This window comes from Mycobacterium mantenii (genome assembly GCF_010731775.1).
GTDB classification, from domain to species: domain Bacteria; phylum Actinomycetota; class Actinomycetes; order Mycobacteriales; family Mycobacteriaceae; genus Mycobacterium; species Mycobacterium mantenii.
The window spans coordinates 1,412,921-1,435,385 of the sequence record NZ_AP022590.1; the positions used below are offsets into that span (position 1 = coordinate 1,412,921).

18 protein-coding genes are annotated in these 22,465 nt (G+C 67.1%); 8 read left to right on the forward strand and 10 right to left on the reverse strand.

Annotation, left to right across the window (positions count from 1 at the left end):
• Positions 1-95 precede the first annotated feature (95 nt).
• A complete protein-coding gene (locus G6N50_RS06450) occupies positions 96-773 on the reverse strand; it encodes a TetR/AcrR family transcriptional regulator (RefSeq protein WP_232068894.1) in 678 nt (225 codons plus the stop codon).
• Between the two features lie 513 nt (positions 774-1,286).
• Here G6N50_RS06450 and G6N50_RS06455 point away from each other — a divergent pair.
• Entirely contained in the window at positions 1,287-3,716 is a 2,430-nt protein-coding gene (locus tag G6N50_RS06455; RefSeq protein ID WP_083092654.1) for a plasma-membrane proton-efflux P-type ATPase, read from the forward strand.
• 84 nt (positions 3,717-3,800) lie between these two features.
• On the opposite strand, the gene G6N50_RS06460 is transcribed toward G6N50_RS06455, so the two are convergent.
• On the reverse strand, positions 3,801-4,499 hold the full coding sequence (locus G6N50_RS06460; protein WP_232068895.1) for a cutinase family protein: 699 nt from the start codon (positions 4,497-4,499) through the stop codon (positions 3,801-3,803).
• Between the two features lie 119 nt (positions 4,500-4,618).
• Between G6N50_RS06460 and G6N50_RS06465 the strand changes: the two genes are divergently transcribed.
• Positions 4,619-5,281, forward strand: a complete 663-nt coding sequence (locus tag G6N50_RS06465) for a class I SAM-dependent methyltransferase (protein WP_083092519.1) — start codon at positions 4,619-4,621, stop codon at positions 5,279-5,281.
• Positions 5,282-5,294: 13 nt separating this feature from the next.
• On the opposite strand, the gene G6N50_RS06470 is transcribed toward G6N50_RS06465, so the two are convergent.
• From G6N50_RS06470 to G6N50_RS06480, 3 genes are read right to left on the reverse strand one after another with little or no spacing between them, the layout of a single operon-like run.
• The gene (locus tag G6N50_RS06470; protein ID WP_083092518.1) at positions 5,295-6,371 is read right to left on the reverse strand and encodes a prenyltransferase; all 1,077 of its coding nucleotides are present in this window, start codon (positions 6,369-6,371) and stop codon (positions 5,295-5,297) included.
• A complete protein-coding gene (locus G6N50_RS06475) occupies positions 6,358-7,116 on the reverse strand; it encodes a class I SAM-dependent methyltransferase (protein ID WP_083092516.1) in 759 nt (252 codons plus the stop codon). The genes G6N50_RS06470 and G6N50_RS06475 overlap by 14 nt, the downstream gene beginning before the upstream one ends.
• Entirely contained in the window at positions 7,110-8,360 is a 1,251-nt protein-coding gene (locus tag G6N50_RS06480; RefSeq protein WP_083092513.1) for a glycosyltransferase family 4 protein, read from the reverse strand. The genes G6N50_RS06475 and G6N50_RS06480 overlap by 7 nt, the downstream gene beginning before the upstream one ends.
• A gap of 320 nt (positions 8,361-8,680) precedes the next feature.
• Between G6N50_RS06480 and G6N50_RS06485 the strand changes: the two genes are divergently transcribed.
• A complete protein-coding gene (locus G6N50_RS06485) occupies positions 8,681-9,490 on the forward strand; it encodes a DUF1906 domain-containing protein (protein WP_083092511.1) in 810 nt (269 codons plus the stop codon).
• 108 nt (positions 9,491-9,598) lie between these two features.
• On the opposite strand, the gene katG is transcribed toward G6N50_RS06485, so the two are convergent.
• The 3 genes from katG to G6N50_RS06500 form a co-directional block, all read right to left on the reverse strand.
• Positions 9,599-11,839 (reverse strand): catalase/peroxidase HPI, encoded by a 2,241-nt coding sequence (gene katG / locus G6N50_RS06490; protein WP_083092509.1) that lies wholly within the window; start codon positions 11,837-11,839, stop codon positions 9,599-9,601.
• Positions 11,840-11,889: 50 nt separating this feature from the next.
• Positions 11,890-12,330 (reverse strand): Fur family transcriptional regulator, encoded by a 441-nt coding sequence (locus tag G6N50_RS06495; protein WP_083092508.1) that lies wholly within the window; start codon positions 12,328-12,330, stop codon positions 11,890-11,892.
• 91 nt (positions 12,331-12,421) lie between these two features.
• Positions 12,422-13,702, reverse strand: coding sequence for a L,D-transpeptidase (locus G6N50_RS06500; RefSeq protein ID WP_083092506.1), 1,281 nt, complete (start codon positions 13,700-13,702; stop codon positions 12,422-12,424).
• Positions 13,703-13,886: 184 nt separating this feature from the next.
• Between G6N50_RS06500 and G6N50_RS06505 the strand changes: the two genes are divergently transcribed.
• Both G6N50_RS06505 and G6N50_RS06510 read left to right on the forward strand, forming a co-directional pair.
• Entirely contained in the window at positions 13,887-14,708 is an 822-nt protein-coding gene (locus G6N50_RS06505) for a hypothetical protein (RefSeq protein WP_083092504.1), read from the forward strand.
• 62 nt (positions 14,709-14,770) lie between these two features.
• On the forward strand, positions 14,771-16,261 hold the full coding sequence (locus G6N50_RS06510) for an FAD-dependent oxidoreductase (protein WP_083092502.1): 1,491 nt from the start codon (positions 14,771-14,773) through the stop codon (positions 16,259-16,261).
• A 13-nt stretch (positions 16,262-16,274) separates the two neighbouring features.
• Here G6N50_RS06510 and G6N50_RS06515 read toward each other — a convergent pair whose 3' ends face one another.
• Together G6N50_RS06515 and G6N50_RS06520 are read right to left on the reverse strand one after the other, a co-directional pair.
• Positions 16,275-17,318 carry a class I SAM-dependent methyltransferase gene (locus G6N50_RS06515; protein ID WP_083092500.1) on the reverse strand — a complete coding sequence of 348 codons (1,044 nt, stop codon included), beginning with the start codon at positions 17,316-17,318 and terminating at the stop codon, positions 16,275-16,277.
• 61 nt (positions 17,319-17,379) lie between these two features.
• Positions 17,380-18,552, reverse strand: coding sequence for a glycosyltransferase (locus G6N50_RS06520; protein ID WP_083092498.1), 1,173 nt, complete (start codon positions 18,550-18,552; stop codon positions 17,380-17,382).
• Between the two features lie 455 nt (positions 18,553-19,007).
• Here G6N50_RS06520 and G6N50_RS06525 point away from each other — a divergent pair, with 455 nt between their 5' ends.
• The 3 genes from G6N50_RS06525 to G6N50_RS06535 all read left to right on the forward strand — a co-directional run bounded on the left by G6N50_RS06525 (position 19,008) and on the right by G6N50_RS06535 (position 22,212).
• Positions 19,008-20,396, forward strand: coding sequence for a PPE family protein, SVP subgroup (locus tag G6N50_RS06525; RefSeq protein WP_083092496.1), 1,389 nt, complete (start codon positions 19,008-19,010; stop codon positions 20,394-20,396).
• A gap of 296 nt (positions 20,397-20,692) precedes the next feature.
• Positions 20,693-21,307 carry a C39 family peptidase gene (locus tag G6N50_RS06530; protein WP_232068896.1) on the forward strand — a complete coding sequence of 205 codons (615 nt, stop codon included), beginning with the start codon at positions 20,693-20,695 and terminating at the stop codon, positions 21,305-21,307.
• A gap of 62 nt (positions 21,308-21,369) precedes the next feature.
• On the forward strand, positions 21,370-22,212 hold the full coding sequence (locus G6N50_RS06535; protein ID WP_083092492.1) for an MOSC domain-containing protein: 843 nt from the start codon (positions 21,370-21,372) through the stop codon (positions 22,210-22,212).
• Positions 22,213-22,465: the final 253 nt, after the last annotated feature.

Sequence of the window (22,465 nt, forward strand, 5' to 3'; positions counted from 1 at the left end):
GGGCAGACTGCAGATTGCACTCAATCCTAGGCAGCGCCACGGCGTCAACGCAGCTCGCGATCACCCCGGGCGGGGGATTGCGTACAGTCTGCGGGTCAGGGCCGCAAGCCGGCCAGCACCATGGCGGCGAAGGCATCACCGATCTCGGCCAGCGAATTGCGCCCGCCCGGCACATACCAGCGGTGAATCCAGTTGTGCATGCCCAAAATGCCGAGCATGGCCAGGCGCGGGTCCAGATCCGAACGGAACGCGCCGGCTGCGACACCCTCTTCGATGATCGCCAGCAGCGTCTTGCCGTAGGCGTCGGCGTTGGTGACGATGCCCTGCGCTTCGGGAATGGTTGCGATGTGCTGACTTTCGCCGAACAGCAGGAAGAGTTCGGGATACGTCGCGAGGTCGGTGATGTAGGAGCCCAGGGCGCGGCGCAACTTCTCCTCGGGCGCCGCGTCGGATTCGAGCGCTTCGCGGCAGTGCCGGGTCATCTCGTAGGCCGGCTGCTCGATGAGCGCGATCAGCAGTTCCTCTTTGGTGCCGACGTAGTAATACAGCGAGGCCCGGTTGATACCTACCTCGACGGCGACGTCTTCGAGCCGCGCCCGGGCGAATCCCTCGCGACGGAACACTTCGGTGGCGCCCTTGAGAATGGTCTGCCACCGCTCGTTGGACGCGCGGCGGTCGGCATTGCGCCGCTCGTGGCGGCGACGGGCGTTATCGCTCTGCTGGTGTACGGCTGGAATCGTCGGCCTCCTGGTGTACGGGTGTCGTGTTGTCAAACTACGCCAGTGCGCGGGCTGACCTGAGGCTTAGCGCGTCTGTCAACGTGAACGTTAACGTTAATAAATGGGGTGGCAGCGTTTTAGCGTCCCCTACTGATGCAAGTACGTGATTCCCGAGTTCCGGGGGCACATGGATCCGCTGCGCGCCAGCTACGACACGGCGGTCGCGAAGAAGCGCGACTACGGCGCGCCGGCGATGGCCGCGATCAGAAAGGCCTACGAGGACGCCGGCCAGCACATATTCAAGGACCTGACCCCACCAACCTGCGTTAGGCATAAACGGGGCCGGGATCAATGGCCTCGGCATGCCCTCAGGGCACACGCGTACCGTCTACCGACCCCTACCCACTTCACGAAATCTGCTAGCACCCGCGCCAACGGACCGCAGAGTCGCCTGTTCGACGGGCGCAGCGGCGCGCGGGCAGCTGAGCACGGGCGAAGGCCATTGCGATCGGGGGCGTTTGGCCCTATCAGGTCACCGGCCGGGGCGCGAGGGTGAATTCATACACGATGAACATCGCCTTGCGCGGAGAGGTAGGATTGACTCAGATCACCGAAATAGACAGCGCTGCAACGGGATTGACTTCTATCGAGGCGCAAGAACGCCTACGGCGCTACGGCCCCAACGAGATCGAAGAGCGCCACCGCAATCCGGTGCTGGAATTTCTTGGGTATTTCTGGGCCCCAATCCCGTGGATGATCGAGGTGGCGCTGGCGTTGTCGCTGGCCGCTCGGCATTGGACGGACGCGGCGATCATCGGCGTGTTGCTGGCGATGAACGGGCTGGTCGCGTTCTTCGAGGAACACCAGGCGGCCAGCGCGATCGCCGCGCTCAAGCAGCGGCTGGCGATCTCGGCGAGGGTGCTGCGCGATGGCGCATGGGTAACGGTCGCGGTGCGCGAATTGGTGCCGGGCGACGTGGTGCGGGTGCGCCTCGGCGACGTTGTTCCAGCCGACCTGCGGGTGCTTGACGACGTAATGCTTGAGGTGGACCAGTCCGCGCTGACGGGCGAGTCGCTGGCCGTCAGTCGCGGACGGAGCGAGAGCCTGTATTCGGGGTCCATCCTGGTGCGCGGGGAGGCCGACGCCCTGGTGTGCGCCACCGGGGCGTCGTCGTACATGGGCAAGACCACCGCACTGGTGGAAAGCGCGGGCACCGTGAGCCACTTTCAGCGTGCGGTGCTGCGCATCGCCAACTACCTGATCGTGATCGCGCTCGTCCTGGTGACCTTGACGGTCGCGGTCTCGCTGATCCGCGGCAATCCGGTTCTGCAGACGCTGGAGTTCGCCCTGGTGGTCACGATCGCCTCCATCCCGGTCGCGCTGCCGGCCGTGCTGTCGGTGACCATGGCCATCGGCGCGCGCCAGTTGGCCCGCCACGAGGCGGTGGTCAGCCACCTGCCTGCGGTCGAGGAACTCGGCGGCATCGATCTGCTGTGCTCGGACAAGACCGGCACGCTGACCCAGAACCGTCTCGCGCTCACGGCCCGCTGGACCGCCACCGCCGTCAGCGACGACGAGCTACTCGGCGCCGCCGCACTGGCCTCCCGTGCCGAGGACAACGACCTCATCGACCTGGCGGTAATTGCAGCCGCCGACCGACCTCAGGCTGCGCGCGTGGGCAAGTTCATCCCGTTCGATCCGGTCAGCAAACGCACCGAGGCGCTCGTGCACGGCTCCGACGGGGAGACGTTCCGGGTCAGCAAGGGTGCACCGCAGGTCATTGCCGCTTTGTGTAACGGCGACGGCGCGGCCACCGAGATCGCTGCCGTGGTGGAAAGTTTCGCCGGCCACGGCTACCGATCCCTCAGCGTGGCCAGGACCAACGGCGACGGCTGTTGGCGGCTGATGGGTGTGCTGGCGTTCGCCGACCCGCCCCGTGACGACTCCGCGGCGACCGTCACCGCCGCGAAAGCACTCGGCATCGACGTCAAGATGGTCACCGGCGACCAGGTCGCCATCGGCCGCGAGATCGCCCGGCAGGTCGGCCTGGGGCAGCAGATCCTCGACGCCGCCGTCCTCGACAGCGGCGCCAGTGACGACGACTTGGGCGCTCGGGTGGAAGCCACCGACGGCTTCGCGCAGGTCTTTCCCGAGCACAAGTACCACATCGTGCGGCTGTTGCAGGCCCGCGGGCACATCGTCGGTATGACCGGCGATGGCGTCAACGACGCCCCCGCGCTCAAACAGGCCGATGCCGGCATCGCGGTGTCTGGGGCCACCGATGCTGCCCGCGCGGCCGCCGACGTGGTCCTGCTCGCACCCGGCTTATCGGTGATCGTGTCCGCTATCGGGCAGGCCCGCGAGATCTTTTCGCGGATGACCAGCTACGCCACCTACCGCATCGCCGAGACCATCCGGGTGCTGCTGCTGATCACCCTGGCGATCGTGTTCATGAACTTCTTCCCGGTCACCGCCGTGATGATCGTGCTGCTGGCGCTACTCAACGATGGCGCCATCCTGTCCATCGCGTACGACCATGTGCGCGGATCCGCCAAACCGGTCAGGTGGGACATGCGAAGCGTGCTCACGGTCGCCACGGTCCTGGGCATCACCGGAGTCCTTGCCAGCTTTGTGCTCTTCTTCCTCGCCGACACGGTGTTCGGCCTGAGCCACGACGTCATCCGCACCATGATCTACCTCAAGCTCTCGGTCGCAGGGCATCTGACAATCTTCCTCACCCGCACCCGCGGGCCCTTCTGGTCGCGGCCGGCGCCAGCACCGCTCCTGCTGGCCGCGGTCTTCGGAACCCAGGCCGTCGCCACCCTGATCGCCGTGTACGGCGTAGCGATGACCCCGCTGGGCTGGCGGTGGGCCGTTCTTATATGGGCCTACGCGGTGGTGTGGTTCCTCTTCAACGACCGGGTCAAGCTGATTGCGTACTGTTGGCTTGACCGCCACCCCCGGCGCAAAGCCCGAAGCGCGCCCGCATCAAGCTGATTCGGCTCGACGGGACCGGCGCGATTCCAATTGTCCGGGCTCGGGCCGCCCGCGAGCTCTGGGGCCGCACCCGGGTGAAGGCGATCAGAGCTTGCCCGCGACGAAGTCGGCGGCCTGGTTGGCCATGCCCGCGTCGATGTAGGCGCCCGCCAGATGCTGCGGCCAGTTCTGCTTCCAGGTGTTCGGGTCGGCCGGGTTGCAGATCGGGTCGGCGCCGTGGCACAGCTCGATGGTCCGGTCGTTGTAGGTCGGGTTCAAGTTGGTGATCGGACCCACCCATTGGCTTCCGTTGCCGAACAGTGCGACAGCGGCGATGTGCTGATCGACGCCCGGCGGCAGCGGGCTGTCGAAACCGAACGCGCCGATGGGCGCCGCCAGCACGACGTCGGTGACCGCCGCACCCAGCGAGTAGCCGCCCAGCACCAGGCGGGTGTCCGGGCAGTTGTTGACCATGTCCTGGATGTGGTGACTCATGTCGTTGGCGCCCTGGGCAACTTCGGTGTCGGCGGGATACTGCACGGCGTAGACGCCGACGGTCTTGTTCACCTTGGCGCGGACGTCGCTGATGAACGCGTTACCCAGGGCGCCCGCCCCGGGTGATTCGTTTCGTCCCCGGGCGAACACGATCTGCACCGGGGGGCAGTTCGCGGCCGCGGCCGGTGGAGCCGCCCCCGGCGTCTCGGGCGGAAGCACGGCGGCGGGCAGCATCAGGGCGACCGCGGCCATTACCGCGGCAAGGCCGACACCAGCAGATTCACGGACAAGCAAGGCGCGCACGCCCATGATGTTAAGACGAACCCGCTCCGGCCGCTGGGCAGCCGGTATATAGATTTCGAGTGCTCGCTCAGCGCGAACATCGACCACGGTGTCGACGGGGTCGATCGAGACGATAGGTTCGGCTGATGAGTCACGGCGGCGCGGGTGCGCCCGAGCGCTTGTTCGCGCTGGCCGAACAGGTACAAGGTTTCATGCCGGCCGACGAGGGGCGTGCCCTCTACGACGCTGCGCTGCGGTATCTCGGCGGGGGCATCGGCGTCGAGATCGGCACGTACTGCGGCAAATCCACCCTCTTGCTGGGCGCAGCGGCGCAGCAAACCGACAGTGTCCTCTACACGGTCGACCACCATCACGGTTCCGAGGAACACCAGGCCGGGTGGGAGTACCACGACGCGTCGATGGTGGATGAGGTCACGGGCCTGTTCGACACGCTGCCGACGTTTCGTCGTGCGCTCGATACGGCCCGGTTGGACGAACACGTCGTCGCGATCGTCGGCAAGTCACCTCTGGTGGCGCGGGCGTGGCGCGCACCGCTGCAGTTCTTGTTCATCGATGGCGGCCACAGCGAAGCCGCCGCGAACCAGGATTTCGACGGCTGGGCCAAGTGGGTCGCCCCCGGTGGGGGGCTGGTCATCCACGACGTGTTCCCCGACCCGAAGGACGGCGGGCGGCCGCCGTATTACATCTACTGTCGCGCAATCGATTCCGGGCAGTTCCGGGAGATTTCAGTCACCGGTTCACTGCGGCTGCTCGAACGTGTCAGCGGCCGGCCCGGAGAGCAGGTCTAGCGGGAGAGGCGGGCTACCGGCCCGGGCCGGTGACCACGCATTCGCAGTCGAAGTCGGTCTGCAGACCTACCGGCAGCTCGTCGCCGCGGAAGATTCCCGCACCGGCCGTGGTGTTCGACAGGGCGTCCGCCGCCAAGATCATCGCCGCGCCCGTCCAGGTGGTGCGCTCCTCGGGCCATCGCTTCCCGTCCGCGAAAACCAGTCCCGTCCAATATGATCCGTCGTTCTCGCGGAGATGCTGCATCGCCGCGAACTGCCGATGAGCATCGGACCGCTGCCCGATGGCGTCCAGCGCCATCACCAGCTCGCAGGTTTCGGCGCCCGTCACCCACGGGCGATCCCCGACACACCGAATGCCCAGGCCGTCGACCACGAAGGCATCCCAGCGCTGCCTGATGCGCGCGGCCGCGGCCGGACCCCGCAAGGCGCTGCCGAGGATGGGGTAGTACCAGTCCATCGAGTAGCGGTCTTTTTCGGTGAACGCCTCGGGATGCGCGTCGATGGCGTGTCCCAGGCGGCCCAGCGCCAATTCCCACTCCGGCTGCGGATCGCCGACGAAAACGGCCAGCGCAAGGGCACAGCGGATACTGTGAAAGATGCTCGAGCACCCGGTCAGCAGGGCTTCCGGCAATACCCCGGCTTCGCTTCGCGCCCAACCGATCTCGCCGTAGCCGACCTGCATGTCGATGACGAAGTCAATCGCTTGGCGCACCACCGGCCACATCTGGGCCGCGAACGACACGTCGCCGGTGACCAGGACGTGGTGCCACACGCCGGCGCCGATGTAGGCGCAGAAGTTGCTGTCGCTGTTGGCGTCTTCGATGACACCCGCCCGGAATTGAATGGGCCAGGAGCCATCGGGGCGCTGGGTGCGCCGGCTCCAGTCGAAGGCCGCCCGCGCCGGCTCCAGTAGCCCGGCGGTGGTGAGCGCCATCGCGCATTCGATGTGATCCCACGGATCGGTATGCCCGCCCTCGAACCAGGGGATGGCACCCGTGGGTTCCTGTGTGGCGGCTATAGATAACGCGGTTTGTCGGCATTGCTCGGGAGTCAGCACCCCCGGAACGGCTGGCGGGTTAGACCGATGCAACTGAATACCCTTCAGTTGCCTGGCTTTTCGCCTCCTGCGGTTTGACAAAGTACATCGCTACACTTTTGCCCACCAGCGGATTGAGCAGCGACTCCGCCAGCTGGGTGATCTTCGGTCGCTGCATCAGGTCCCACACCAGGAGCTTGTGGTAGGCGGTCACCGCGCGGTGGTCGGTGTTCTGCACGCCCACAGCGCATTTGAGCCACCAGAAGGGGGAGTGCAGTGCGTGGGCGTGGTGGGTATGGGTCAAGGTCATTCCGCCGCCGAGGATCTTGCCGCGTAATTCACTGGCCCGGTAGATGCGTACGTGGCCGCCCTCGTTGCTGTGGTATTCGTCGGACAGCAACCAGCACACCTGCTCGGGCAGCCAGCGGGGGACACTGACCGCCAGCGTGCCACCGGGTTTGAGCACCCTGATCAGCTCGGCGATCGCCGCATCGTCGTGGGGGATGTGCTCCAGAATTTCCGACGCGATCACGCAATCGAACGTGCCGTCGGCGTAGGGCAGCTTCAGCGCGTCACCGACGACCACCTTCGCCGACGCGCCGGCGGGTGCCTCGCCGGTCTCGCCCATCGCGCGCAGGATGGTGTCCACCGAACGCAATTCGGCCTCGTCGCGGTCGAAGGCGACGACATCGGCGCCACGTCGATACGCTTCGAACGCATGCCGGCCGGCCCCGCATCCCACGTCGATGACCGTGGTCGACGGCCCGATCCCGAGCCGGTCGAAGTCGACCGTCAGCATGGCGATCCGCTCTGCGCGTTGCGTGCGATCGCCCGCTCGTAGACCCGGACGGTTTGAGCGGCCACGGCTTCCCAGCTGAACACGTTGACGGCGCGGCTTCGTCCCGCCCTGCCGAGGCTGCGCCGCTTTTCCGGAGAGTCCAGCAGCTCGCCGAGTGCTTGGGTCAGGGCGTCCACGTCGGCGGGCGGCACCAGTTCGGCGCACGCACCGTCCGTACCAAGGACTTCCGGCAGCGCGCCCACCCGGCTGGCGACGATCGGGGTGCCGCTGGCCATGGCTTCCACGGCGGGCAGCGAAAACCCTTCGTAAAGCGACGGGATGCAGGCGACCTCCGCGGAGGCGAACAAGGCGGCCAGCTCGGCGTCGGACAGCCCGCTGGTGATGTGCACGATGTCGGAGATCCCGAGTTCGGCGATGAGTTTGTGGGTCGGGCCGTTGGGCTCCACCTTGGCGACCAACCGCAATTCGAGATCCCGGACGGTGCGCAGGCGGGCGACCGCCTGCAGCAGGGTGCGGACGCCCTTCAGCGGGGTATCGGCGCTGGCGATCGCGATGATGCGGCCGGCCTCGCGGGGGCCGGAACCCGGCTTGAACAGCTCGGTGTTCACCCCCAGCGGCACGACGTGCAGCTGCTCCGGCGCCACGCCAAAGTCGGCGATGATGTCCGAGGCCGACGACGACGAGACCGTCAACAGGTCGGGGATGTGCCGGGCGACCTCTTGCTGCATGTCCAAGAACCCATACCAGCGGCGCACCAACGGCTTTCGCCACCATCGCGCGGCGGCCAGGTCCAGCACCCGGTCGCGGGTGATGGGGTGGTGAACGGTTGCCACGACGGGAAGTCCCGCCGCGGCGATGTCGAGCAGGCCGGTGCCCAGGCTCTGGTTGTCGTGGACGACGTCGAAATCGGCTGTCCGCTGGGCGAGTAACCGGGCGGCCCGCATCGTGAACGTTCGCGGTTCGGGGAAGCCCGCGGTCCACGTGGTGAGTAATTCCAAAAAGTCAATGGAGTCGCGAATTTCGCTGGGCCGCGGAACGCGGAAAGGGTCGGGCTCCCGATAAAGATCAAGGCTCGGCACTTCGGTGAGCCGGACCCGCGGATCGAGTAGGTCGGGATACGGCTGTCCAGAAAACACCTCGACCTCGTGACCGAGTTCCACCAGACCGTGGCTGAGATGGCGCACGTAGACGCCCTGTCCGCCGCAATGGGTCTTACTACGGTAGGACAGCAGGGCAATTCGCATACTCAACTCTTCTTTGCTGGAAAATGACCGCAGAATGGCGCCGAATCCATCGCGGTCAACGGACTCCCGAACTCCGTGACAGCAAACTGGACATGTGTCCAGACTATAGTTCGACGACCTAATCGAGCGCAACGAGCCGCAAATCCGCCGTACCGCGTGCAGGCGGCCCCCAGGATGTCCGGCACGCAAAGATCATGCCACTGGTCGATGGCGGCCATCTTTCCGACCGGTCGGTGCTTGACGCGCGAGGCCGGAGATGATCGGCGCTGACCGGCGAAGATACGCTAAAAGAAGGCTCGGGCTTTTGTTACCATCGCGCGGTGCGGGATTCGGCCGGACCGGGTGGGCGCCGCGATCGGCGGTCGCCCTCGAGGCGCGACCTCCTCAGATTCGCCGGCACCTATGCATTGACGCCGGCGCTGTTGAGTCTGGGTGCGCTGCGCGGCACCCCGCGGGCGTCGGCCGCCGGCATGAAGCTGATCGATTTCGCCGAGCGCAGGATCGCACCGGACGAGATCAAGGCGGCCGGCTACGACGGCGTGGTGAATTACGTGTCCCAGTCGCGGCCGGGCGCCAACTTCGAAGCCAAACCGCTGACCCGGGATTACGCCGATGCGCTGCGCGCGGCGGGGCTGCACATCGTCAGCAACTTCCAGTACGGCAAGCCCGGCTGGCCCGACCCGTCGGATCTGACCCGCGGGTATGACGGCGGCGTGGCCGACGCCCATACGGCCACGCAGTTACACTCCGCGGCGGGCGGCCCGAACTCGGCCCCGATTTTCTTCAGCGTCGACGACGACATCGACGCCAACACCTGGGATGGCCCTGGGGTCCAATGGTTCCGGGGAATCAACTCGGTCCTGGGCGTGGGCCGCACCGGCATCTACGGAGACGCCCAGGTGTGTGGGTGGGCGATCAGAGACGGCGTCATCGGACCGTCCACCAGCGCCGGGCACCAATGGGTGTGGCAGACGAGATCCTGGTCGCACGGCGATCGCGAGCCCGCGGCGGTGCTCTTCCAAACGATCGTCAACAGCCCGGGAAATCCGGGGCCCCTGCTGGGCGGCATCAATGTCGATGTCGACGAAGTGCTGGCTGCCGACTTCGGGCAGTGGGACCTCAATCGCTGACCGCCCGGCATCCGTCCCCGGCAAAACGACGGGCGGAGCCCCTCGTGAAAGAACGGCACCCCGCGAGCCATCTGCTCGCGGGGTGCCGCTTCTCGTGGTCGACCCGTCTTACTTGAGGTCGAACCGATCGTTGTTCATGACCTTCACCCATGCCGCGACGAAGTCCTCCACGAACTTGCCCTGGGCGTCGTCCTGGGCGTAGACCTCGGCCAATGCGCGCAGCACCGAGTTCGAGCCGAAGACAAGGTCATTCGGGGTCGCGGTCCACTTGAGCGCACCGGAGGCCCGGTCGTGCCCTTCGTAGACGTTCTCCGCGGTCTCCGACGCCTTCCACTCGGTGCCCATGTCGAGCAGGTTGACGAAGAAGTCGTTCGTCAACGCGCCCGGCCGGTCGGTGAACACGCCGTGCTTGCTGCCGCCGTGGTTGGCGCCCAGGGCACGCAGTCCGCCGACGAGGACCGTCAGCTCCGGACCCGTCACACCCAGTAGGTAGGCCCGGTCCAGCAGGAGCTGCTCGAGCGGGGCCTTCTCACCGGGCCGCGCGTAGTTGCGGAACCCGTCGGCCCGCGGTTCGAGCACCGCGGCGGCCTCCACGTCCGTGTTCTCCTGCGAGGCGTCGGTGCGCCCGGGGGCGAAGTGCACCGAGATCTCGTAGCCGGCATCCTTGGCCGCCTTCTCGACCGCCGCCGAACCGGCCAGCACGATCAGGTCGGCGATCGAGATCTTCTTCCCGCCGGAGGCCGAGGCGTTGAAGTCCTGCTGGATCTGCTCCAGCACCGGCAGCACCTTGTCCAGCTCGGAGGGCTCATTGACCTCCCAGCTCCGTTGCGGCTCGAGGCGAAGCCGCCCGCCGTTCGGGCCGCCCCGCTTGTCGGTGTTGCGGTAGCTGATCGCGGCCGACCAGGCGGTCTTGACCAGCTGGGGGACGGAGAGACCGGACGCAAGCACCTTGTCCTTCAGGGCCGCAACGTCCTTGTCGTCGACGAGCTGGTGGTCGACGACCGGGACCGGGTCCTGCCACAGCTGCGGCTCGGGGATCCAAGGTCCCAGGAAGCGGGACACCGGTCCCATGTCGCGGTGCAGCAGCTTGTACCACGCCTTGGCGAAGGCCTCGGTCAGCTCCTCGGGGTGGTCGAGCCAGCGCCGGGTGATGTCGCGATAGATCGGGCTTTCCCGCAACGAGATGTCGGTGACCAGCATCGTCGGGGCGCGCCCCGGGCCGCCGAACGGATCGGGGATGGTTCCCGCGCCGGCGCCGTCCTTGGCGGTGAACTGCCAGGCCCCGGCGGGGCTCTTGGTCAGCTCCCACTCGTACCCGTACAACGTCTCCAGGAAGGAGTTGTCCCACTTGGTCGGCGTCGGCGTCCAGACGACCTCCAGGCCGCTGGTGATGGCGTCCTTGCCCACGCCGCTCCCGAACGAGCTCTTCCAGCCCAGGCCCTGCTGTTCGATCGGGGCCGCCTCCGGCTCGGGACCGACCAGGTCGGCGTCACCGGCACCGTGGGTCTTGCCGAAGCTGTGGCCACCGACAATCAGCGCGGCGGTCTCTTCGTCGTTCATCGCCATCCGGCCGAACGTCTCCCGGATGTCGATCGCGGCCGCGATCGGGTCCGGCTTGCCTTCGGGACCTTCGGGATTCACGTAGATCAGACCCATGGTGGTGGCGCCGTAGGGCTGCGCAAGGTCGCGTTTGCCCGAGTAGCGCTTGTCGGTGCCCAACCACTCCTCTTCCTCACCGAAGAGGATCTCCTCCGGCTCCCAGACGTCTTCGCGGCCGAACGCGAAGCCGAAGGTCTTGAATCCCATCGATTCCAGGGCCGTGTTTCCGGCGAAGAGCAGCAGGTCCGCCCAGGAGATCTTGTTGCCGTACTTCTTCTTCAGCGGCCACAACAGCCGACGCGCCTTGTCCAGGCTGGCGTTGTCGGGCCAGCTGTTGAGCGGGGCGAAGCGCTGCATGCCCTGGCCGCCACCGCCGCGGCCGTCGTAGATGCGGTAGGTGCCGGCGGCGTGCCAGCTCATCCGGATGAACAGGCCTCCGTAGTGGCCGTAGTCTGCGGGCCACCAGTCCTGCGAGGTGGTCAGCAGCTTGACCATGTCCGCCTTGAGCGCGTCGACATCGAGCTTGGCGAACTCTTCGGCGTAGTCGAAGTCCTCGCCGAGCGGGTTGGACTGGGCGACGTGCGGATGCAGCCTGGACACATCGACCTGGTTGGGCCACCAGTCCTGGTTGGTCCGTGGAGCATCCGACTTCGGCTGCGGTGAAGGGATTGCTGGGTTTTCGCTCTCGCTTGTGCTAGCCGACCCGGCGTCAGGTTGGGGAGGGCGGCTGGCGGATGTATCAGATGACACAGCATTCCTTTCGAGGGTGGGTGAATCAGGTTGCGATCACGGGCTGTGATCTAGGAACCTGCCGTCGAGCAATCGGCGCACAGGCCCCAGTAGATGACTTCGGCCTCGTCGAGAACGAAGCCATCAAGAATGTTGTCCTCGTCCGAGGGCGTGAGGCAGGGGGCGTCGCCGACGGCGCAGTCGATGTCGGCGATGATCCCGCAGGACCGGCAGACGACGTGGTGATGGTTGTCGCCGACGCGCGATTCATAGCGCGCGACCATGCCCAGGGGCTGGATGCGCCGCACCAGGCCGACGGTGCTCAGCGCGTTGAGCACGTCGTACACGGCTTGGCGAGAAACGTCGGGCAGTCCCGCCCGGACCGCCGAGAAGATCGTCTCGGTGTCGGCATGCGGGTTGGCGTCCACGACTTCCAGCACGGCGACCCGGGGCCGGGTCACCCGCAGATCGGCCATCCGCAACCTGCCCGCGTAATCGGCCGTCGATGACACGCCATCCAATATGACGCACTTATTTGGAACGAGTCAAGACTTTATTGTGAAGTGGGGCACAACTGCAGGTGACAAATGAGCTGGATCACGCTCACGTTGGCTTCAGCGCGCTGCCTTTGCGCCACTGATCCCACGGCAGGGTCCAGTCGCCGTTCTGCGCCAGTGTCAGCGGCGGTCCGCCGCTGTTGCGGACCTCGACCACGTCGCCCGGCACCGAGAAGCCGAAGAACCATTTCGCGTTGTCGGCGTTGAGGTTCAGGCAGCCGTGTGACGTGTCGCGGTGACCCTGGGCCCACACCGTCGCGTCGAGCTCGTGCAGATAGATGCCGTCCGAGCTGATCTTGGTGGCCCAGTTGATGGTCTCCCGATAGCCGAGCCTGGAGTTCTTGGGCAGCCCGAAGGTCGAGGAATCCATGATCACGGGATTGCCTTTGTCGAGGACGGTGTAGACCCCCGAAGGTGTCCATAGCGAGATGGTCTTGGCGCCGACGTCCTCGGTGCCGCCCATACCCATGCTGGTGGGCATCGTGCGCTGCAGTTGTCCGTTGCTGAAGACGCTGACTTGGTGAGTGGCGTCGTCGGCGATCGAGACGTGTGCGTCGCCGACGCGGAAGGATACCTTGGTGTCGTCTTGCCCGAATAGGCCGTCGCCCAAAGCGATTCCGTAGATCTTCGCCTCGGCGGTGACGGTTGTGCCCGGCGCGTAGTAGCGCTCGGGCCGCCAATGCGCATTCTGGTCATCTACCCAGTACCAGGAACCCTCGACTTTCGGGTTGGTGGTCACCGACAGCTGCCGCTCGGCGGCGGCCCGATCGGCGATCTTCTCGTCGAAGTGCGCCACGATCACCGTGCCGACGCCGTAGGTGCCCCCGTCGCGCAACGACGCCTCCGACGTGGTGGTGAACGACACCTTGGTCTGGTTGGACGGCTTCAGCGTGGAGAACGACGAAACCTGCTTGGCCGCAATGCCACTGATGCCACTGCTGGTGACCGTCAAAGTGTAGGTGCGTCCGTAGCCCAGCGGGACCGTCGGCTTCCACACCGTGTTGTCCGGCGTCATGACGCCCTCGATCGGCTTACCGCTCTCGTTGACCATGTCGACGCCCGTCAGGGTGCCATTGTCGGCCTTGACGGTGACCGGGGCGACCGGATCGACATCACGCGTGTCCGGGCCGGGAGTGATCGTTATTTGGGCTGGCCCAGCGGTTTTCGCGGACGCACCGCCGTGACTGCAGCGGCCACCCGGGCAGTGCGGACCCGACGCGACGTAAATCGCGCCCACCGCGGCGACGATCGCGAACACCGCAAGCAAGAGTCGGCGAGGCCGGTTGAGGACCCGGCCGACGAGCTGATCGCTGGTCTTGGACGTCATGGAGCTGCCGAATCCCTGCTTTCTGTTTCTCGCAGGCGGGAACTTCTGCCCGGCGAAGTCGATGTTGTAGATGTCGATGTTGTAGATGTCGATGTTGTAGATGAGGTATCCCGCGACGTGCGGTTTCTAAACCGGCGGGCGTCACCCGGGCCGCCACCGGCGGTCGGCGAGAGATCATGGCGTCATGGCCGATGAGGAACTCGACCGCCTCTATGAGGTACCGCCGAAGGAGTTCACCGCGGAACGCACCAGATTGGCCGCCGCGGCTAAGCAGCGCGGCGATACCGCAGCCGCGAAGCGGATTTCCGCCGCCAACAAACCCACGACGGCGGCTTGGATAGTCAACCGGCTGGCACTCCGGCACACGGACACCCGGCAGCGGCTGGCGGATCTCGGTGAGCGGTTGCGCGACGCGCACGCGGCGATGGATGGCGGACGCATCCGAGACCTGTCAGCCGAGCAGCACAAGCTCATCGACGAACTCACCCGTAAGGCGCTGCAGGAAGCCGACCTGACGCAACCGTCGGCCAGCGTGCGCGAGGATCTGACCAGCACTCTGCAGGCCGCCGTCGCCGACCCGCAGATCAGCCCGCGGCTGGGCAGGTTGACCCGGCCCGAGCAGTGGTCGGGTTTCGGCGCCTTCGGCGATGAGGAGCCGGAATCGGTGGATACCCCAAGCGCGCCGGTGAAGCGGCAGGGCACCCGGGCGCGGAAACCGCCCGCGGTACAGCCGGCGAAAGACAAGGTACGGGACCGACGACGAGAAACGCTCGGCGCGGCCGTCACCGCCGCCGAACGCGCCAAGGCGGAGGCCGACGACGCGTTGGCGGAGCGGCACGCTCAACGGGATGCCGCCCGGCGCCGGCGTGACGACGCGGCACGGGCGCTGCGGACCGCCGAGCGGGAGCTGAGCGGCGCCGACAAGCACTACGACAAGGCGCAGCAAGCGGCCCGGGACGCCGCGGACGTCCTGAAGGAAGCGAAGGCCCGGCTGAAGCGGGCGTGAGTTCGTCGGTGCGTTTCCCCGAGCCGGGCCGGGGTATCAGCTCAGCCGTGACTTCTTTATGGATGACCGAACGATCCGAACAGCCTTGGGCGGCAAGCCCGCTTGACCAAGGCTCGGCGTCCGCCGATGTCATCGTCGTGGGCGCCGGCATCACCGGGCTGATGACGGCCGTGCTGCTGGCCCGCGCCGGCAAGGACGTGCTCGTGCTGGAGGCGCGCACGGTGGGGGCGTGCGCTACCGGAAACACCACCGCCAAAATCAGCCTGCTGCAGGGCAGCCAGCTCTCCAAGGTGCTGCCGCGGCACGGCAGGGATCTGGCGCGGGCGTACGTCGACGGCAACCGCGAAGGTCAGGAGTGGGTGCTGGGCCACTGCGAAGCGCACGGCGTGGCGGTGCAGCGCGAAGATGCATACACCTACGCCCAGTCGGTTCGGGGTGTCCCGTCGGCGCGCGCCGAGCTCGCGGCATGCCAGGCGGTCGGCCTGCCGGCGACGTGGGCCGACGATGCCGACGTGCCGTTCGCGTATCACGGCGGCGTGCGACTGGCCGACCAGGCGCAGTTCGACCCGATGTCGTTCCTCGACTCGCTGGTGGTCGAGCTGCTGGGGCGCGGCGGACGGCTGGTCGAGCACACCCGGGTGCGGCGGGTCTCCTGGCGCGGCAAGCAGGTGCGCGTGCATGTCAACGACGCCGCCCAACAGGATGTCGAACTTCAGGCCAATCAACTGGTGCTTGCCACCGGGATCCCGATCCTGGATCGCGGCGGCTACTTCGCGCGGGTGAAGCCGAGCCGGTCCTACTGCCTGGCCTTCAAGGTTCCCGGCAACATCACCCGGCCGATGATGATCTCGACCGACTCGCCGACCCGTTCGGTGCGGTACGCGCCGGTCGTGGACGGCGAGAGGCTGATCGTGGGCGGGGCCGGCCACACCGTGGGCCGCGAGAAGAGTCCATCCGAGGCGCTGGACGATCTGTCGACGTGGACGCGCAAGCACTACCCGGGTGCCGTGCAGACCCACTTCTGGTCGGCGCAGGACTACACGCCCATCGACCACCTGCCCTACGTGGGCCCCATCCTGCCGAACACCGAAAGTATCTTTGTCGCAACGGGTTTCAATAAGTGGGGGATGACCAACGGTCCGGCCGCGGCGTTGGCGCTGTCGAGCCGCATCCTGGGCGGCCGGATGGACTGGGCCCGCGCGTTCGCCAGCTGGCGTCCGCACGAGCTGACGGGCCTGACGACGGCCCTGCAGGCCAACCTCGAGGTCGGCTTCAACTTGACGAAGGGGTGGATCACGCCCGCGATGCGCATGCACCGCCGCAGCCCCGTCGACGGTGAAGGCGGCGTGGTGAGCGGCCCGCCGTGGCATCTGGAGGCCCGCTGCCACGTCGACGGGACCGAGCACCGCGTCTCACCGGTGTGCCCGCATTTGGGTGGCATCGTGAACTGGAACGACGCCGATCAGGCGTGGGAGTGTCCGCTGCACGGGTCGCGGTTCGCACCCGACGGGACCCTGCTGGAGGGCCCGGCCACTCGCGATCTCACCGCGTAGACCGGCGCCGAATTCATCCCACCTTTTGAAAGACGACCCAGCGCAACTCGATCGGCGAGTCGTCACGTTCGACGTCGAACACGTCGAGGCCGCCGGCCCATCCTTCGAACCAGCCGGTGGGCGGCCACGCGTCCGAGGGGAGGTGCGCCTTCTCGTACTCGTAGGCGGAATCATCGGCGATCGGCTCGAGAGGCAGACCGGCCGCCGCCGCGGTCAGCTCGTCGCGCGTGAAGATCATGCTGTTGCACTGCTGACTGAGTTGCACCGCCACGTCGTCGGGAACGTAGCCGTCGCGGGCCAGGAAGGTGTTGAACACCAGACGCCCGCCTGGGGCCAGGCAATCGGTGGCGAGTTCGAACAAGCCGCGTAACTCGTGCGGCGTGCGGAAGTCGGACACCACCTCCGAGACCACCATCAGCTGATACTGATCGCGCACGCCCTCCATCGCCGTGAAGACGTCGCTCTGAATGACGTTCACGCTCAACGATTCACCGGCGGCTTCGACAACAATCACCTCGGCGAACTTCGCGGTCATCTCGACCGCGTCGACCGGGTGTCCGCGCCGGGCCAGGGCCAGCGCGTTACGCCCGGTTCCGGCGCCGACGTCCAGCACCCGATAGGTCGTCGGGTCGGCCGCCTCGGCCGCCAGGGCCAGCACGCGCGCGTCGGGCTCGGTGCCGAACAGCGGCGGCGGGCGGATGGCCAACCACTGGTCGTAGTCGGCCTCGACCGTGCGCCAATCGGCTTGGACGCGGAAATTCACGTCGGTCCCGAATGGAGCCTGATACGAGATGAGGACCTCGGAACGGGGGGAGGCCTTGAAGGCTTTCGCCAACTCGGCTTGCAACGCGGCCCGCAGCTGTGCGGACTGTTCGGGGGGGCACCAGACGCCCAGGGTGGCGCAGACGTTGTTGCACAGCTGGACGTACTCGTCGATCAGGCCCGGCACCGCCGGCACCCTGATGTGGCCCTCGGCCGACAATCGCCGATACATCCGCCTGATCAACGCCTCGCGCAGCATCGACGGGTCGAACGACCTATTCGGCGGATCCTGCACCAGAACCTTTTACACGACCGGCCGGCTTTGCACCACCGCTCAGCCGAACGGGCGGATCCGGCTACGCCGGCCGGGCGGCGCCCTCGAGAAGATCGGCCGCCGCGGCGACGCTTTCGCTGGACGTGGTCATCCGGGCGGCGACCTCCCGGGCTCTGCTCAGGTGGTGCGCAGAACGCACCGAGCGCAGGTCCGCAACCAGCGAATCCAGGGTGGAGGCCGAGAACGCCCGCCCCGCGCCGACTTCCAGCCTGCTGACCGCCTCGGCCCAGATCGGTTGATCGAGCCAGAGCCAGAGAATCAACATGGGCACGCCGGCCCGCATGCCCGCCGCGGTGGTTCCGGCACCGCCGTGGTGCACGATCGCACGGCAGGCCGGAAAGACGGCGGCGTGATTCACCGCCTCCACGACCTTGACGTGGCCGGCCGGCGGGATGTGGGTGAAATCGTTTGGGCCGCTGCAAATCAACGCCCGCTCGCCTATTTGCGCGCAGGCCGCGCTGATCACGGCGACGGTCTCGGCGGGGGAGGTGATGGGCGTACTGCCGAATCCGAAGTAGATGGGCGGCGTCCCCTCGGCTATCCAGGACAGCACCTCGTCGTCGGCATCGGTCGGCGTTCCCAGGGTCAGGGAACCGACGAAGGGCCGTCGGCACCCCGACTCGGCCCATTGCTGTGCCAGTTCGGGTGCGCACAGCTCGTCGTAGGCCTGAATCTCGAGCGCCGGTCGGGTCGACGACCCGGCGCCGTCGGGCAGACCGAGCACCCGGCGCTGCACCCGTTCGGCCGCGCTGGTGACGTCTGACTGCAGCCGTCCGAGTTCCAGGACGCCGGCGGGAAAGAAGTGCAGCGCGGCCAACGGTATGCTCAAGCGCTCGGCGACGTTGGCGGCGAGCCGCTGCTCGTTCATCCCGGCCACCAGCAGATCGGCACCCTCCGCCAGCGAAGTCAGCGTCTCGCTCTTACCGGTCCACACCGTGGTGACCCGCTCGATGAGTTGCGGCAACGCGCTCATCGGGTTCTGCACGTTGCGGACGAAGCTGGTCGCCATGGTGATCTGCTCGCGACTGTCGGGTCCGTAAGCGACCGCCGCGACTCCCGCGGACTCGGCCACAGCAAGCTTGTCGGGCGGCACCGCGACGACGACGTCGTGTGCTCGGCCGTGCAACTCACGTGCGACGGCGACGCAGGGCTCGACGTCGCCTCGGCTGCCGTAGGCGGCCAGCACAATTTTCATTCAACAGACCTCACTCGCGGGGACGCCACAAATCCAAGCAGAATCGAAGCCGCCAGACCCGCCGGGCGCGCGCCGCCTCGTTGACCATGGTGTTATCGGTCGCCTGACCTGCAAACACCGGCCGTCGGGCGGTTCCACGTCCCGCTGAGGCGCGGCTGAGAGTGATTTGCGCAAACCGAGCCCAACCCTTGTGAGGTCTCGTCGTCATGTGCAGGTAACCTAGCGATAACCTACGGCAACAATTTCGCTGTATTCGTTAACGTGGAGGAACCTGCAAACTTGTGAGGCCGGTCCGCTAACACCGGGAACGGTCTCATTTGGCCGTGTTGGTTCGGGGTGCCGTTAGCAGCGGAGGGAAAGCGATTTGTTTGCTGCTCGGGTGGCTATCCACATACGACACGCATCGCGGCCAGTCGATGCGCCCGTGGCCATGTTATTGATCGGAAGGAAGCGACATGGACTTCGCAGTACTACCGCCGGAGGTTAACTCCGCGCGGATGTACGCCGGTCCAGGGTCGGGACCGATGCTGGCCGCCGCGATGGCCTGGGACGAATTGGCCGCCGCGCTGCAATCGACGGCGAACTCGTACCAGGCCGAGATCACGGCCCTGACCTCCGGTCCGTGGGTTGGCCCGTCGGCGGAGTCCATGGTCGCAGCGATCACCCCCTATCTGGAGTGGATGAGGGCCACCGGCGCCCAGGCCGAGGAAACCGCCAACCAGGCCAGGACCGCCGCCTTCGCCTACGAGACTGCGTTCGCCGAGACGGTGCCGCCCCCGGTTGTCACGGCCAACCGCGTCCTGCTGGCGAACCTGGTTGCGACCAACATCCTCGGCCAGAACACACCGGCGATCGCCACCACCGAGACGGAGTATGCCGAGATGTGGGCGCGCGACACTGCGGCCATGTTCGGCTACGCGGGTACTACGGCGTCGGCCACGCGGTTGACACCGTTCGCCCAACCCGACCCGACGACCAACTCCGATGTCGCGCAGTCCGAAGCGGTGACCCAGGCCACCGGGACCGCCGCCGGGACCGCACGCAATGCGGTGACCCAACAGTCGTTCTCCGCGATACCCAACCTGCTGGGCAACATTTCGGCAGCGCCGAATCTCGGCGCCGCGGCCACCCCTGCGTCTGCGACGGACGTGCTGGGCCTGGGGAGCGATCTCGTCACCTTCTTCCTTGACGCGCCTGCCAGCGTGGCCGGGCTCAGCATCGACACGCCGGGTACGTTGATTGCTCTCCCCTTCGACGTGGCCGGAGCGCTGACCGGTTTCCACACCGACGACATCGTCAGTGGCTGGGCCGGAGTGCAGTCCTGGCCGGGCACCGGCGCCGTGCCACCGACGCCATTTCCGGTGATCACGAACCCGGCGGGCGGATTCGGAACGTTGGCGTCGGCGGGCCTGGGCCAGGCGAATACGGTCGGCAGCCTGTCAGTCCCGCCGGGCTGGGCTGCGGCCGCCCCCGCGATTCGCCCCGCCGCCCTGGTTCTTCCGACCACGCCCGCCGCCGCCGCGGCGGAGGCCGCCGCCGCGGCCGCTCCCGGCGGCGCGGGGAGCTTGTTCGGCGAGATGGCCGTGGCCAGCATGGCCGGGCGCGCCATGGCCGGGACGGGCGGCGCCCTGGGCCGCGAGCGGGCGCGGGCCGGCGAGATCGAGAAGGCGACGCGCGAGGCACCGAAGGAGCCGACGACCGGCCAGACACCGCCGCAGGTTCTGGCGGGGGGACCGATCACGAGCATCGCCGCCGAACTACGCGAACTGGCGTCGCTGCGCGACGCGGGGATCTTGACGCAGCAGGAATTCGAAGAGCAGAAAAAGCGACTGCTGCCAAGCTGATCCGGGCCGAGGTGCTGCGCGTCCGTCGACAGATGCGCGCGAACGAGAGAGTTCACGGTTTTCGCGGGGCGACGGTGCCCTGCGGGTGCTACCGTTTGCTGGCCATTGGACCGTCGACGGGATGTTCCTCGCACATGCTCATGTTCCGGCCGTCTCCCGCAGCCCGCGTCACCGCGGCTGCCGCATGCATCGGCCTGGCCGGCGTGCCATTGGTCGCGGCCTGCGATTGGGCGCCATCGGCAACGACGGCCGCTACCACCTCATTGACCACAATCGTTGCGGCGCAAGATAATCCGTTGCCCGCGCGGGGGGCCGATCCCGCCGCAACGACCGCCCCCGGCGTGTACGGAGATCCCGCCGCCGCGGCCAAGTATTGGGCGGCGCAGTCGCTCGAGGACAATTGCGGACTCGTGTCGATCGCCGACGTGGTGGGCGAGATCACCGGACACGCACCGACCGAACGGCAGATGCTGGACCTTGCGGAGTCGACGCCGTCGGGGGCCAATCCCGGTCCGATCTACGCGCCGCGCAACGACTCGAGCCACTCCGGCCCCGATAGCGGGATCTCGATGTCCGACCTGGTCATCCTCCTCGACCACTTCGGCATCAAATCTGAGATGACCTCCGCATCCGACCGGGATGAGAACGGGTTGCCCGCCCTCGAGCACTCCCTGGCGAAGGATCGCAAGATCATCGCCTTCGTCAATTCCTCGGTGATCTTGAACGCCGACGACCAGCGCACCAAGGCCGACCATTTCCTGGTCGTGACGGGCATCGACACCGGCAAAGCGATCGTTCATCTGAACGACCCCGGCATCGACCACGCCGACGAACAGGTCGGCTTCGCCAGGTTCGTGACGGCCTGGCAGACCAGCGATCAATCGGTCATCGTAACCGCGGCGCCCAGCTGATCACTGTTCACGCCAAGCGATTTCGGGCAAAGTGTGCGGTAATACTTCAATGAAGGCGCCTCATGGACAACTCGACCGCCCAGACTTCTGACGCCGTACCGATGCGGGTTCAGGCGTTGCTTCGCTATCCGGTGAAATCGATGCTCGGCGAAACCCTCGATCGCCTGCTGGTCGACGAGCGCGGTGCCGAGGGCGACCGGCGGCTGGCGCTGATCGACGGTGAAACCGGGCACGTGGCCAGCGCCAAGAATCCCCGGCTATGGCGTGAATTGCTGACGTGCACGGCACGTGCTGATGCCAAGGGTGTGCGGATCAGCCTGCCCGATGGGACTGACGTGGCCGCCGACGATCCCGGTATCGACGAGCTGATCTCCCGGCTGACGGGGCGGCGGGTCCGGCTGGTCACCCGGCGCCCGGACGGCGCGACGCTGGTGCGCCCCGATCCGGAGCAACTGCTCGAACTCGGTCTCGACGCCGAGGTCGGTGGCCGCATTCTGCGTATCGCCGCGGCCACCCCGGGCGAGTCGTTCACCGACGAAGCTCCGTTGCATGCGATCACCACGGCCACCCTCGAGCACATCGGTGTCGAGGCCCTGCGCTACCGGCCGAATCTGGTGATCACGACGCCGGCGGACTACCCGCCGTATGCCGAAAACGAGTGGGTGGGAGGAGAAATCGTCATCGGTGAGGCGCGGCTGCGCGTCCTCACGGCCACGTCGCGCTGCGTGGTTCCCACGCTGGAGCACGGACCGCTGCCGCGAGCTCCGCAGGCTCTTCGCATACCCGCAGCCGAAAACCGTTTGGACACAGGGGGTCACGGCGCACAGCCGTGCGCGGGCGCCTACCTCGCGGTGGTGACCAAGGGTGTCATCCGCGTCGGCGACCAGGTCACCGTCAGGCCGTAAACGGTTATGCCCCAGCAGGATCGGCCACGCAGGCACTTCGCCATCCTCGGCAGCGATGGTCACGAACCACCCCGCCCAGTCCTTCTCCGGATTCTCCTGCGGCGCCTGCGCGGCATCATCGACCATGCCTTTGGCTATGCCTACTGCCGGGCAAACGTAATCAGGAAGTGCGGTGGACGGTTTCGGCAGGTTAGCCGGTCGCCGCGCGGCGCAGGCTAGCCGGTCGCCCCGACCATCTTCATCACCAGCAGCA